Below are 12,910 nucleotides of genomic sequence, written 5' to 3'. Positions count from 1 at the left end.
CGAAAGGCCGGGTCCGTCGTGGGCCCGGCCTTTTCGTGTCGTGGGGTGGCGGCGTCACGCCCGCTAGGGCATCCTAGGAACCTAGCTGTTCTGAGGAGGCGGACATGCAGATCAACCCGGGCGCGGCCGAGTTCCCGCACCGGCAGATCGCCGCGCAGCTCAAGGACCGGGTGCGTCGCGGCGACTGGGCGCCGGGCGAGCGGCTGCCGTCCATCCCGGCCATCGCCGAGATGTTCGGCGTGGCCAAGCAGACCGTGCAGCGCGCCGTCGACCAGCTGCGGGTCGAGGGCGTCCTGATCACCAAACCGGGCTCCGGTACGTACGTCCGGGGCACCCGCCGCCGGCTCAACCGCCTCGCCCGGGGCCGGTACGGCGGCTTCCGCGGCTACCACACCGACCTGGCCGCCCGATACCGCCAACAGCTCGTCTCCGTCGGTCGCGCCGCCGCCCCGCCGGAGGTCGCCGACGCGTTCGGCGTCGCCGACGGCACCGAGCTGCTCTGCCGACGGCACCTGGTCCGCACCGAGGACTCCCCGGTCGAGGTCGGCGCGTCCTGGTTCCTGCCCGCCGACACCGCCGGCAGCTCACTGGAACGGGCCGAGGCGTTCGGTCGGCCGCTCTACCAGGAGGCCGAGGAGGCGACCGGCCGCCGGTACGCCACCGCCACCGACACCATCAGCGCCCGCCAGCCCAGCCGGGAGGAGGCGGAGATCCTGCAGATCCGCCCGGACACTCCGGTGCTGCACCTGCTGCACGTGGCGTACGACGAGCGGCGCAAACCGATCGAGGTCGCCCAGGCCACCTGGCCGGGCCCGATGACCACGCTCACCGAGGAGTACCGGATCCCCGCCCCGGCCCCCGAGCCGGACCCCGACCCGGGCCTCGTCCTCGGCTGAGGCGTCCCGCCGGTGGGGGTGGTGAGAAGGGGCCCCACCTCTACCGGAGGCGTTGACCGGGGGCCCCGCCTTACACGCGGATGCCGAGGAGGGCGTCGACGGTGTCGGCGAACAGCGCGGGGGCGGCCGGGTCGTCGGCCTCGCCGGCCAGCGTGTGGGCGGCCCAGGCGTCGGCCACTGCCAGCGCGCCCGGCGTGTCGAGATCGTCGGCCAGGCGCTCGCGTACCCCGGCCAGCAACGCCTCGCCCGACGGCCCGGACGGCGCGGCGGCGGCCCGCCGCCAGCGGTCCAGCCGCTCGTGCGCCTCGGCGAGCAGCTCGTCGGTCCAGGACCGGTCGCTGCGGTAGTGGCCGGCGAGCAGGGCCAGCCGCACCGCCATCGGGTCGACCCGGTCGGCGCGCAGCCGGGACACGAAGACCAGGTTGCCCTTGGACTTCGACATCTTCTCGCCGTCCAGGCCGATCATGCCGGCGTGCACGTAGTGGTCGGCGAAGGGCGCGGCGCCGGTCAGCCGCTCGGCGTGCGCGGCGGAGCACTCGTGGTGCGGGAAGATCAGGTCGTTGCCGCCGCCCTGCACCGAGATCCGGTCGCCGAGCAGGTTCAACGCGATGACCGCGCACTCGATGTGCCAGCCGGGACGGCCGGGGCCCAACTCACCACCGGGCCAGGACGGCTCGCCCTCGCGGGCGCCGCGCCACAGCAGCGGGTCGAGCGGGTCCCGCTTGCCGGCGCGGTCCGGGTCGCCGCCGCGCTCCGGGAAGATCTCCCGCATCTCGGCGCGGGACAGGTTGGACTCGTAGCCGAACGCGGGGGCCGCGGCGATGTCGAAGTAGACGTCGCCGGTGCCGTCGTCGAGCCGGTAGGCGGCGCCGTCCTTGAGCAGGACGAGCACCTTGTCGGCGATGTCCGGGATCGACTCGACCGCGCCGACGTAGTGCGCCGGCGGGATCATCCGCAGCGCCTCCATGTCCTCGCGGAACAGCGCCGTCTCCCGCATGGCCAGGACCTTCCAGTCCTCGCCGTCGCGCTCGGCGCGCTCCAGCAGCGGGTCGTCGATGTCGGTGACGTTCTGCACGTAGCGCACGGTCAGGCCGGCGTCGCGCCACATCCGCTGCACCAGGTCGAAGGTGATCATGGTGGCGGCGTGCCCGAGGTGGGTGGCGTCGTACGGGGTGATGCCGCAGACGTACAGGGAGGCGACGCCGTCGGGCCGGGAGGGGTGGGTGCCCTGCCGCGCCGAGTCGTACAACCTCAGCCGTGCGCCCTCACCCGGCAGCCGTGGCACCTCGTGTCCCGCCCAAGACTCCATGACCGCCAGCCTAACGATCCGTCAGGCGCTCGGCTGCCACCCCTCGGGTGATCAACACGACAACGGTTCACATGGGCGGCCACGGCATGGCCGGCCACTCCTCCGGCGGCAGCGGGAACCGGCCGGCGTCCCGCAGGCGCTCCACCCGGGCCGCGACCGCCGTGACCTCGCCGAGGGTGAGATGCTCGGCCAGCTCCTCGCCCAACGCGCCGCCGAGCCGGCCGGCCAGCGCGTCGAGCATCTCCATCGCGTCCGGTGGGAGCAGGCGGCCCGCCCAGCCCCACAGCACCGTGCGCAGCTTCTCCTCCACGTGGAAGCTGACGCCGTGATCCACACCGTAGACGCGGTCGTCGGCACCGACGAGCACGTGCCCGCCCTTACGGTCGGCGTTGTTGATCACCGCGTCGAGGACGGCCAGCCGGGCCAGCCGCGGGTCGTCGGCGTGCGCGAGCGCGTAGGCGGCCCCGTCGTCGTCGCGGGCCGCGGCGATCGGGAACCAGCGCGGCGGCACCGACTCGGCCGGCACGAAGCCGACCAGCGGCTCCGCGTCGGCCGGCTCGTCGATCCAGAGCTGACAGGAGCCGGGACCGAACGGGCCGTCGCGCAGCACGGTCGGCGGCACCAGGTCCCACCCGGTGGCCCGGGAGACCAGGTAGGCGGCCACCTCGCGGCCGGCGAGCGTGCCGTCCGGGAAGTCCCAGAGCGGGCGCTCACCGCGGACCGGCTTGTAGACACAGTGCGCGGTGACCTCGCCCAGGGCGATGACCCCGCGCAGGGTGGTGTTGGAGGCGTCGACCAGCCGCCCCTCCAGGGTCAGCTCACCGTCGGTGAGCAGCCGCAACGCCTCCGCGCCGCCCTGTCGGGGCTGCAACTCCGACGAGGTCACCGGTGATAGCCGTTGTGCCGGGGGCAGAGGTGACCGGCCGGGTCGAGCGGCTGACCGCAGAGCGGGCAGGGTGGGCGGCCGGCGTTGACCACCCGCTTGGCGCGCTCGATGAACTCGCGGGTCGCCTCCGGGGTCAGCCGCACCCGGAGCCGGTCGAGGTCGTCGTCGGGCTCGTCCGGCTCCTCGTCGACCTCGATCTCGTCGTCGTCCGTGTCGCCCAGCTCGACCTCGGCCTCCGCCTCACCCACGGCGATCGCCTCGATCACCACGGTGGCGGTGTCCACGTCGAAGGCCAGGCCGAGGGTGCCGACCCGGAACTCCTCGTCGACCGGGGTGTCGAGCGGCTCGTTGTCACCCAACACCACCGGAGCGGCCTCCGGCAGCTTCACCCCGAACCGGCGCTGCGCCTCGGAGAGCAACTCCTCCAGCTTCTCGGCGAGCAGCGACACCTGGACCTTCTCCAGCGCGACGCTGACCAGCCGGCCGCCGCCACGCGCCTGGAGGAAGAACGTGCGCTCCCCCGGCGGGCCGACCGTTCCGGCGACGAACCGCTCCGGCGGCTCGAACGCGTGCACCTGGTGCGTCATACCCACGACCCTATCCGGAGCGCGGAAGCACCGCGCAGCCCACCGACGCCGAATCCGCCCAGAGCGAACGCGCCGCGCCGCGCCGCCGGCTCACCGGACCGCCCCCGCGCCACCACCCACCGCGGCATTCGACTCGGTGGCCCGGACCGCCCGCCGGCGCCGCTTGCGCGGCGGCGGGACCAGCGCCGACAGGTCGCCGCCGGTGTCGTTGAGCCGCACCAGGAACGGCCGCAGCGGCGTGTAGCGGATCGCCGTCACCGACGCCGGGTCGGCCACGATCCGCTGAAAAAGATCCAGGTGTACGCCGAGCGCGTCGGCCACGATGGCCTTGATCACGTCACCGTGGCTGCACGCCAGCCAGACCGCCTCGGGCCCGTGCTCGGCGGTGACCCGCGCGTCCCACGCCCGTGCCGCCGCGACCGCCCGCGCGGACATCGCCGCCATCGACTCCCCCTCCGGGAAGGCGGCGGCGCTGGGGTGTTGCTGGACCACCGGCCAGAGCGGCTCCTTCGCCAGCTTCTTCAGCGCCTGCCCCTCCCAGGTGCCGTAGCCGCACTCGATCAGCCCCTCCTCGACCACCGGCTCGACGCCGGGCAACGCCAGGTCGAGGGTCTGCCGGCAACGGATCAGCGGGCTGCTCACCACCGCCGCGAGCGGCAACCCGGCGAGCCGCCCGCCGACCGCGGCGGCCTGGGCGCGGCCGGTGTCGTCCAGCTCGACCGGTTGCCGGCCGGCCAGGCCACCGTCGGCGTTCGAGGTCGTCCGGCCGTGTCGCAAGAGCAGAAGGGTCGCCACGCTGACCACCCTAGGCCGTGCCACCTCGTCGACCGGCCCCGCCACCACGGGGGACCGACACGGTCCAGCGCCGATCCACCGCCCGGCGACCCACTCCCCGTTGATCGGCTAGCCAGCGACCAGCAACCGGCGATGACCAGCGACGGGCGACGGCGTCAACCGGACGAGTTCTGCGCCTCACGTTCCACCCGCGGCCTGGTCGTGATGTGGGTAGGTGGTGGCCGTCCGCCGGCCGGCCCGCATCCACCACACGAGATGGACCATCCATTAAGTGGGACGTGGGTAGATCTTGGTACGAGAAGGCCCCTCCGGGGCCATTTCGCACCAAGATCTCATCCGGCCAATGCGTGCGGGAAGCCCGGGTGGGCCGTTTGTCCGGTTCGCGGGCGCCCGGCGGGCGGAATGGGCGTGGGGGCTCGGGCGTTGTAACGGGTGCACGACCGAGCAGCGACCAAGCCCCGGGAATGACGGCGGGGCGCCGGTCGTTGCACATGGTTCCGCCGCCACGACGAGGCCCCCGCCCCGTGGCCCGGCCGGATCCCCCGAGACGAGCGCCTGACGGTGCCACGCACCCCACCCGGTGCGTCGACCCCCGAACGGAGCCCCCATGAACACCATGCTGCGCAAGAGCATCCTCGGTATCGCCGGTCTGACCGTCGCCGGTGGCCTGGCCGCCGGCCCGCTCAACCACCAGGACACCACGCCCACCCCGCGCGAGAGCGCGGTGGCCGTGCAGAGCACGCTCGACACCGCCGCGCTGATGCCGCACGGCGTCCAGGGCGCCCAGTCCCGCATCGACCTCGACGACGAGCAGACCGCCAACGCCAAGGCGATCATCGCCGCCACGAAGAAGGCCGGCATGGACGAGCGCGCCGCGGTCGTCTCCATCGCCACCAGCCTCCAGGAGTCGAAGCTGGAGAACCTCGGCCACCTCGGTGACCGCAACGACCACGACTCGCAGGGCCTGTTCCAGCAGCGCCCGTCCTCCGGCTGGGGCACGGTCGAGCAGATCACCGACCCCGAGTACGCCACCACGGCGTTCCTCAAGGGCCTCAAGCAGGTCGACGGCTGGCGGGACATGCCGCTGACCCAGGCCGCCCAGACCGTCCAGGTCAGCGCCTACCCCGACCACTACGCCCAGTGGGAGCAGCAGGCCGCCGACCTCGTGGCCCAGCACTGGAACAGCTGACACCGCGAAGGCCGGCACCCCGACCCGGGGTGCCGGCCTTCGGCGTACCGCCCCGGGATCAGGTGGCGCTGATCGTGCCGGTGAGCAGCAGGCAGAGCACCAGCGTGCCGAGCGCCACCCGGTAGATCACGAACAGGTAGAGCGTGTGGTGCGCGACGTAGCGCAGCAGCCAGGCGATGGCCGCGTACCCGATGGCGAACGCGATCAGCGTGGCCACCACCATCTGCGCCACGCTCGGCGCGGCGGTGCCCGGCGCGGACGGCTCGAAGACGTCCGGCAGGCTGAACACGCCGGAGATCACCACGGCGGGGATGGCCAGCAGGAACGAGTAGCGGGCCGCGGTCTCCCGGGTGAGGTTGAGGAACAGGCCGACGGTCAGCGTGCCGCCGGACCGGGAGACACCCGGGATGAGCGCCATGGCCTGCCCCAGACCCATCGCCACGCCGTCCCGCAGCCGGAAGTTCTCCAGCGTGCGGGTCTGCCGCCCCCAGTACTCGGCGAACGCGAGCACCAGGGCGAAGAAGATCAACGTGAAGGAGATCAGGTAGAGGTTCCGGCCGGCGGTGCGGATCTGGTCCTTGAACAGCAGCCCGAGGATCCCGATCGGGATCGTGCCGACGATGACGTACCAGCCCATCCGGTAGTCGAGGCTGGAGCGCACCGAACGGTCCACCAGGCCCAGGCACCAGGTCCGGACGATCCGCCAGATGTCCTTGAAGAAGTAGATCAGCACGGCGGCCTCGGTGCCGAGCTGGGTGACCGCGGTGAACGACGCGCCCGCGTCCCGGCCGAAGAAGATGGCCGAGGTGATCCGCAGGTGCCCGGACGACGACACCGGCAGGAACTCCGTCAGCCCCTGGACGACGCCCAGGACGATGGCCTCGATCCAGGTCACTCGCCGACCCCGGCCAGGTCGAGGGCCTCGGCGACGGTGCGCAGCGTCTGCACGCCGCTGTCCCGGTCGGCCACGAACAGCGTCACCGACAGCGTGGTCACGCCCGCGGCGGCGTACTCCCGCATCCGCTCGGCGATGCGCTCCTTCGGGCCGAGCAGCGAGGTGCGGTCGATGAACTCCATCGGCACCGCGGCGGCCGCATCACGCTGCCGCTTGGCCAGGTAGAGATCCTGCACCTCGCGGGCCGCGTCGCCGTAGCCCATCCGGGTGGCGAGCTGGTTGTAGAAGTTCTGCTGCCGGCTGCCCATCCCGCCCACGTAGAGCGCGGCGTACCAGCGGACCAGCTCGGCGCAGGTGGCGACGTCGTCGCCGACCACCACCGGAACGGACGGGACCACGTCGAAGCCGGCCAGCTCCTTGCCGGCGGCGGCCCGCCCGGCCCGGACCGAGGCGAGCTGCTCCTCGGCGAACTCCGGCGCGTAGAAGACGGCCAGCCAGCCGTCGGCGATCTCGCCGGCCAGCTCCAGGTTCTTCGGGCCGACCGCGGCCAGGTAGATCGGGATGTGCGCGCGCGGCGGGTGGAAGCCCAGCCGCAGCGCCTTGCCCGGACCGTCCGGCAGCGGCAGCGTGTAGTGCTCGCCGTCGTAGGCGACCTCCTTGCGGGCCACCGCGAGCTTGACGATGTCGACGTACTCCCGGGTGCGGGCCAGCGGCTTGGCGAACCGCACGCCGTGCCAGCCCTCGGAGACCTGCGGCCCGGAGACGCCCAGGCCGAGCCGGAACCGGCCGCCGGAGAGCGCGTCGATGGTGGTGGCGGTCATCGCGGTCATCGCCGGGGTGCGGGCGGGGATCTGCATGACCGCGGAGCCGAGGTCGATCCGCTCCGTCTGCCCGGCCATCCAGGCCAGCATGCTGGGCGAGTCGGAGCCGTAGGCCTCCGCGGCCCACACCACCGAGTAGCCGAGCCGGTCGGCCTCCTGGGCGAGCGCCAGGTGGTCGGCGGGCGTGCTCCACGCCGTCTGGTATCCGAGGCTGAGCCCGAGTCGCATGATCCTCCCACCGTCCGCACCACAGGTCGCATCAGGTTACGCAATGCCGGTGGCGGCACCGACGACCGGCTCGCCCCGAACACGTCACACCACCGTGCGGTCGCGCCGGAAGTTGACTGCGGCGAGGATGTCCGTGACGCCGGCTTCGAAATAAGGTTCACGCATGCAACAGCGACCGCTCGGCCGAAGCGGGCTGGCGGTTTCGCGGCTCGCGCTCGGCACCATGACCTGGGGACGGGACACCGACGCCGACGACGCGGCCGCCCAGCTGAAGAGCTACCTCGACGCGGGCGGCAACCTCGTCGACACCGCCGACGTGTACGCCGACGGCGACGCCGAGTCGGTGATCGGCTCCCTGCTGGGCAGCCTGGTGGACCGCGACGAGCTGCTCATCGCCACCAAGGCCGGGCTGCGGCCGGGCAGCGGCCGCCGCCGGGACGGCTCCCGCGGGCACCTGCTGCGCACGCTGGACGCGTCGCTGCGCCGGCTCGGCACCGACCACGTCGACCTGTGGCAGGTGCACGGGTACGACCCGGACACGCCCCTGGAGGAGACGCTCGCGGCGCTGGACCACGCCGTGTCCAGCGGCAAGGCCCGCTACGTGGGGGTGTCGAACTTCGCCGGCTGGCAGACCGCCCGGGCCGCCGCCTGGCAGGCCGCCTGGCCGGGGCGCGCCCCGGTGGTCGCCGCCCAGGTGGAGTACTCGCTGCTGGAGCGCGGCATCGAACGCGAGGTGCTGCCGGCCTGCGCCGGGATGGGGCTGGGCGTGCTGCCCTGGTCGCCACTGGGCCGGGGAGTGCTCACCGGCAAGTACCGCAACGGCCGCCCGGCGGACTCGCGGGCGGTGTCGCCGCACTTCGAGCGCTTCGTCGGCACCTACCTGGAGCCGCGCTGCTCCAGCATCGTGGAGGCGGTGGCCATCGCCGCCGGCGGGCTCGGCGTGTCGCCGCTGGAGGTGGCGCTGGCCTGGGTCCGGGACCGGCCGGGCGTGACCGCGCCGATCCTCGGCGCCCGCACGGTCGGGCAGCTCCTCGGCGCGCTCCAGGTGGAGCGGATGACGCTGCCGGACGAGATCGTCACGGCGCTGGACGACGTCTCCGCGGTGCCGGTCGGATATCCGGAACGGGACGGCTGACCGGCCGCCGGGACGGCGGCGCCGACCGGGCCGCGGCGCCCGCGGCGCGATCCGGGTCACCCTGAGGGGGTGGCGGAGGGCCGGCGAGCTGGGCAGCATAGAGGTCATGGACTACGAGTACGCGCCGCTGCGGTTGCCGTCGAACGTCGATCGGCTGACCGCCGCGGCGCAGCTGGCGATCCAGGCGGAGTTCTCCGGTTGGGAGTTGGCCCGGGTGCGGCTCTACCGGGACGGCACGCGGCAGGTGATGCTGCGACGCCGGGTGGTGAACAAGCCGCAGCCCGGCCTGTCGTACTGAGACGGGTTCGCCCCGGGGCCGCGCCGTGCGGTGCGGCCCCGGGGCGACCACGGCCTAGTGGGCGTGGTCGTGCTCCTCGTCGAGTTCCAGGAACGGGTGCTCGTCGAGCCGGCCGACCAGCCGGTCGTCGACGGCCGGCTGGAACGGGCCGACCGGGTCGTCGTCGTCGAACGACTCCAGGTCGACCGGGGTGCCGACCTCGCTGACCATGACCACGCCGTCGAGCGGCTCCAGCTCGGGCACGTCGAGGGCGGACAGCGAGCCGTCGCCGCTCTGCAGCAGCTCCAGCACCGCCTCGCCGACACCCTCGACCGGCGCCGGCTCGTCCTCCTCGGGGGTGCCCTCGCGACGGGCCGCCTCGGCGACCCGGAGCAGGGCGGCGACGCTGGGCACCCGGTAGTCGCGGCGCTGCCGCACCGAGATCACCCGGGGGTGCGGGTCGGTGGGCTCGCCGCCCTCGACCGCGCCGAAGCGCTCGTCGGCCTCGTCCGGGTCGATCGACTCGACGTCCCAGGGCGTCACCTCGCCGAACGCGTCGAGCAACTGCTCGTCGTAGGCGAACGAGGCGTTGTTCAACGCGACGTACGCCTGCCAGACGGCGTCGTCGTCGATCCGGCCCTGGGCGGCCCGAACGGCGGCCAGGTGGGCGCGGGCCGCGTCGATCACCCGCTCGAGGGCGGCGTCCAGCTCACCGTGCTGGTCGGTCATGTGAGGCAGTCCCTTCGCGATGGGGGCAGGTTCCGCGCCGACGGCGCCGCGGCGGGCGCGGTCAGCAGTTGCGGAGGAAGCGGTCGAGAACCCGCACGCCGAACTGTAGTCCGTCCAGCGGGACCCGCTCGTCGATGCCGTGGAACAGGCCGGAGAAATTGAGGTCGGCCGGCAGCCGCAGCGGCGCGAACCCGAAACAGCGGATGCCGAGCTGGGAGAACGCCTTCGCGTCGGTGCCGCCGGAGAGCATGTACGGCACCGGGTGCGCGCCGGGGTCCTCGGCGCGCAGCGCGGCCGACATCTGCGCCACCAGGTCGCCGTCGAACGTGGTCTCCAGGGCCGGCTGGCGCTGGACGTACTCGATGGCGATGTCCGGGCCGACCAGCTCGCGCAGCTGCCGCTCCAGCTCCTCGCTCTGCCCGGGCAGGCTGCGGCAGTCGATGGTGGCGGTGGCCCGGCCGGGGATGACGTTGTCCTTGTAGCCGGCGGCGAGCCGGGTCGGGTTGGCGGTGTTGCGGATCGTCGCGCCGATGATGTTCGCGATCGGGCCGAGCTTGGCGATCGCGGTCTCCGGGTCGTCCGGGTCGATCTCGATGCCGAGCACGTCGGCGACCTCGGCCAGGAACGCCCGGACGGTGTCGGTCATCACCACCGGGAACCGGTGCCGGCCGATCCGGGCGACCGCCTCGGCGAGCGCCGTCACCGCGTTGTCGTCGTGCACCATCGAGCCGTGGCCGGGCCGCCCCTTGGCGTGCAGGCGCAGCCAGTCGATGCCCTTCTCGGCGGTCTCGATCAGGTAGAGCCGGCGGGACTCGTCGACCGAGTAGGAGAAGCCACCGACCTCGCCGATCGCCTCGGTGCAGCCGTCGAACAGGTCGCGGTGGTGCTGGGCCAGGAAGTGCGCGCCGTAGTCGCTGCCGGCCTCCTCGTCGGCGGTGAAGGCGAGCACGATGTCGCGGCGGGGCCGGACGCCGGCGCGCTGCCAGTCGCGGACCACGGCCAGCACCATGGCGTCGAAGTCCTTCATGTCGATCGCGCCGCGGCCCCACAGGTAGCCGTCGCGGATCTCGCCGGAGAACGGGTGCACCGACCACTCGTCGGGGTCGGCGGGCACCACGTCGAGGTGGCCGTGCACCAGCAGCGCGTCCCGGCCGGGTTCGGTGCCGGGGATCCGGGCGACCAGGTTGGCCCGCCCGGGTGCCGACTCGTGGATCTCGGCGGCCACGCCGACCTCGGCGAGTTTCTCCGCGACGTACTCCGCGGCGCGCCGCTCCCCCGCGCTGGTGTCGTTGTCCCCGGTGTTGGTGGTGTCGATGCGCAGCAGGTCCCGGCAGAGGTCCACGACCTCGTCGGTGGGCTCGGGTGGGGCGGAGGTCGTCATCGCTTCCTTATACCAGCCGGCGGCGTCGCGACGGCCGGCGCGGTGCGGGCCGGTTTCGCGGGACGCGCGGCAGGGTACCGCCGACCATCGATTCCGGTCACCACGAGGAGGGCACCATGACCGTCCCCCTGCCGCCGCTTCCACCCGCCGCCGACGACCGGTACCGGCCGGGTGGGCGGAGCCTGGCCGACCTCGTGGACGCCGAGCACCGCACGCTGCTCGACCTGGCCGACCGGGTGACCGACACCGGGCTGGACCCGGCCGGCCGCCGTCAGGTGCTGGACGTGCTGACCGCCGCGGTGTCGCGGCACCTCTCCGCCGAGGAGCAGTACCTGTTCCCGGCCGCCCGGGCCGCGGTGCCGGAGAGCGCCGAGCTGGTCACCCGGGAGATCGAGGCGGACGCCGCGCTGCTGACCGCGTTGAAGGGGCTGTCCGGCCCGGACGACGCGGCGCTGGCCGACGTGGCGGAGCGGGTACGCCGGCACGTCAGCCGCGTCGCCGCGCTGGTCACGCCGCTGCGCGAGGTGGCCAGCGACGCCGAGTTGATCCGGCTGGGCAACCGGTGGGAGATCGCGGAGGAGGCGGCGCCCACCCGGCCGCACCCGGGCACCCCGGCCACCCCGCCCTGGAACAAGATCGTCGAGCCGGCGGTGGGGGTGCTGGACAAGGTGCGCGACGCGGTCACCGGGCGGCGTACCCGCCTGGCCGACCTGGAGCACCGCCGGGACGCCTGAGCCGATCCACCCCTTCCCGGACACCCGTTCGTGGTCCTACCGTCACCCTATGAATCTGGAGCTGCGACACCTGCGGGTGGTCTGCGCGATCGCCGAGACGGGGAGCGTCACCAAGGCGGCCTCCCTGCTCGGGTTGGCCCAGCCGGCGCTGACCGCCCAGCTCCAGCGGATCGAGCGGGTGCTCGGCGGGCCGCTGTTCGAGCGGGACCGCCGGGGCGCCCGGCCCACCGCGCTGGGTGAGCTGGTGCTGGACCGGGCCCGGGTGCTGCTGCCGGCGATGAAGGGCCTGCAGGACGAGGCGGCCCGGCTGGCCGGCGCGGGTGACCCGCTGCGCCGCTACCGGTTCGGCGGGGTGAACAGCCCGATCCTGGGCCGGCTGGTGCACCGGCTCGCCGCCGAACGGTCCGACGCGCAGATCTCCACGTACGCGTCCTGGTCGGTGGACGAGCTGGCCCAGATGGTGGCCGGCGGTCGACTCGACTTCGCCCTGACCGGCGTGTGCGGGGACGCCGCGCCGTCGCCGGTGTTCGGGCTGAGCTGGCGGGAGGTGGCCGTCGACCCGGTCTTCGTGCTGCTGCCGCAGTCCCATCCGCTGGCCGGCCGCGACGAGGTCGACCTGCTCGACCTGCGGCGTGAGCAGTGGGTGGCCGCGCCGGGGGACGGCTGCTTCGGCGACTGCTTCGCCGCCGCCTGCGCGCGCGCCGGCTTCACCCCCCGCAAGGTGTACGAGGCGGACGTGCGGGCCGCGCTCGACCTGGTGGACGCGGGCACCGCGGTGGCGCTGTGCCAGGCCACCTTCCGCCCGGTTGCGGGGCTGGTCACCCGCCGGCTGGCCGGGGTGCCGCTGCGCTGGCGGCTGCTGTTCGGCTGGCATCCGGAGGCGCCGGCCGCGGCGGTGGCCGAGCCGGTGCTGGAGACCGCGGTGGCGGCGTACACCGACGCGCTGGCCAACCATCCGGACTATCTGGCCTGGTTGCTGGCCCATCCGGACTTCGGCGTGCAGCCCCAGCGCGCCGGCGGGGTGCGAACCGCCTGAACACGGGTATCA

14 protein-coding genes are annotated in these 12,910 nt (G+C 73.7%); 6 read left to right on the top strand and 8 right to left on the bottom strand.

Annotation, left to right across the window (positions count from 1 at the left end; all coding sequences use genetic code 11):
* The first annotated feature begins 104 nt into the window (after positions 1-104).
* The gene (locus ACH495_RS26760) at positions 105-896 is read left to right on the top strand and encodes a GntR family transcriptional regulator (RefSeq protein WP_396860458.1); all 792 of its coding nucleotides are present in this window, start codon (positions 105-107) and stop codon (positions 894-896) included.
* A gap of 70 nt (positions 897-966) precedes the next feature.
* On the opposite strand, the gene mshC is transcribed toward ACH495_RS26760, so the two are convergent.
* The 4 genes from mshC to ACH495_RS26740 all read right to left on the bottom strand — a co-directional run bounded on the left by mshC (position 967) and on the right by ACH495_RS26740 (position 4,482).
* On the bottom strand, positions 967-2,205 hold the full coding sequence (gene mshC / locus ACH495_RS26755; RefSeq protein WP_396860457.1) for a cysteine--1-D-myo-inosityl 2-amino-2-deoxy-alpha-D-glucopyranoside ligase: 1,239 nt from the start codon (positions 2,203-2,205) through the stop codon (positions 967-969).
* 67 nt (positions 2,206-2,272) lie between these two features.
* On the bottom strand, positions 2,273-3,091 hold the full coding sequence (locus ACH495_RS26750; protein WP_396860456.1) for an SCO1664 family protein: 819 nt from the start codon (positions 3,089-3,091) through the stop codon (positions 2,273-2,275).
* Positions 3,088-3,678, bottom strand: a complete 591-nt coding sequence (locus ACH495_RS26745; protein WP_396860455.1) for a DUF3090 domain-containing protein — start codon at positions 3,676-3,678, stop codon at positions 3,088-3,090. Before ACH495_RS26745 ends, ACH495_RS26750 begins: the two co-directional genes overlap by 4 nt.
* A gap of 90 nt (positions 3,679-3,768) precedes the next feature.
* Entirely contained in the window at positions 3,769-4,482 is a 714-nt protein-coding gene (locus ACH495_RS26740) for an MSMEG_4193 family putative phosphomutase (RefSeq protein WP_396860454.1), read from the bottom strand.
* Positions 4,483-5,080: 598 nt separating this feature from the next.
* Here ACH495_RS26740 and ACH495_RS26735 point away from each other — a divergent pair.
* Positions 5,081-5,662: a hypothetical protein gene (locus tag ACH495_RS26735; RefSeq protein ID WP_396860453.1), complete on the top strand. Its 582-nt coding sequence runs from the start codon at positions 5,081-5,083 to the stop codon at positions 5,660-5,662.
* A gap of 58 nt (positions 5,663-5,720) precedes the next feature.
* Here ACH495_RS26735 and ACH495_RS26730 read toward each other — a convergent pair whose 3' ends face one another.
* A complete protein-coding gene (locus tag ACH495_RS26730) occupies positions 5,721-6,557 on the bottom strand; it encodes an undecaprenyl-diphosphate phosphatase (RefSeq protein ID WP_396860452.1) in 837 nt (278 codons plus the stop codon).
* Entirely contained in the window at positions 6,554-7,606 is a 1,053-nt protein-coding gene (locus ACH495_RS26725; RefSeq protein WP_396860451.1) for an LLM class F420-dependent oxidoreductase, read from the bottom strand. The genes ACH495_RS26730 and ACH495_RS26725 overlap by 4 nt, the downstream gene beginning before the upstream one ends.
* A 163-nt stretch (positions 7,607-7,769) precedes the next feature.
* Between ACH495_RS26725 and ACH495_RS26720 the strand changes: the two genes are divergently transcribed.
* Both ACH495_RS26720 and ACH495_RS26715 read left to right on the top strand, forming a co-directional pair.
* Positions 7,770-8,741 (top strand): aldo/keto reductase, encoded by a 972-nt coding sequence (locus ACH495_RS26720; protein WP_396860450.1) that lies wholly within the window; start codon positions 7,770-7,772, stop codon positions 8,739-8,741.
* Positions 8,742-8,847: 106 nt separating this feature from the next.
* Positions 8,848-9,039 (top strand): DUF5703 family protein, encoded by a 192-nt coding sequence (locus ACH495_RS26715; protein ID WP_107155556.1) that lies wholly within the window; start codon positions 8,848-8,850, stop codon positions 9,037-9,039.
* Positions 9,040-9,093: 54 nt separating this feature from the next.
* Here the strand turns inward: ACH495_RS26715 and ACH495_RS26710 are convergent, their stop codons facing one another.
* Both ACH495_RS26710 and ACH495_RS26705 read right to left on the bottom strand, forming a co-directional pair.
* Positions 9,094-9,747, bottom strand: coding sequence for a hypothetical protein (locus ACH495_RS26710; protein ID WP_396860449.1), 654 nt, complete (start codon positions 9,745-9,747; stop codon positions 9,094-9,096).
* A 61-nt stretch (positions 9,748-9,808) separates the two neighbouring features.
* Positions 9,809-11,128 (bottom strand): M20/M25/M40 family metallo-hydrolase, encoded by a 1,320-nt coding sequence (locus ACH495_RS26705; protein ID WP_396860448.1) that lies wholly within the window; start codon positions 11,126-11,128, stop codon positions 9,809-9,811.
* Positions 11,129-11,244: 116 nt separating this feature from the next.
* On the opposite strand from ACH495_RS26705, the gene ACH495_RS26700 reads away from it, so the two are divergent.
* Positions 11,245-11,862 (top strand): hemerythrin domain-containing protein, encoded by a 618-nt coding sequence (locus tag ACH495_RS26700; RefSeq protein WP_396860447.1) that lies wholly within the window; start codon positions 11,245-11,247, stop codon positions 11,860-11,862.
* A gap of 49 nt (positions 11,863-11,911) precedes the next feature.
* Positions 11,912-12,898: a LysR substrate-binding domain-containing protein gene (locus tag ACH495_RS26695; protein WP_396860446.1), complete on the top strand. Its 987-nt coding sequence runs from the start codon at positions 11,912-11,914 to the stop codon at positions 12,896-12,898.
* The last annotated feature ends 12 nt before the right edge of the window (positions 12,899-12,910 follow it).

Origin of the sequence: Micromonospora sp. NPDC018662, from assembly GCF_044391475.1 — a bacterium.
In the GTDB taxonomy this organism is placed as follows: Bacteria; Actinomycetota; Actinomycetes; order Mycobacteriales; family Micromonosporaceae; genus Micromonospora.
Note: the sequence above shows the minus strand (reverse complement) of the source record. Positions and strands in the feature narration are given on the sequence as shown.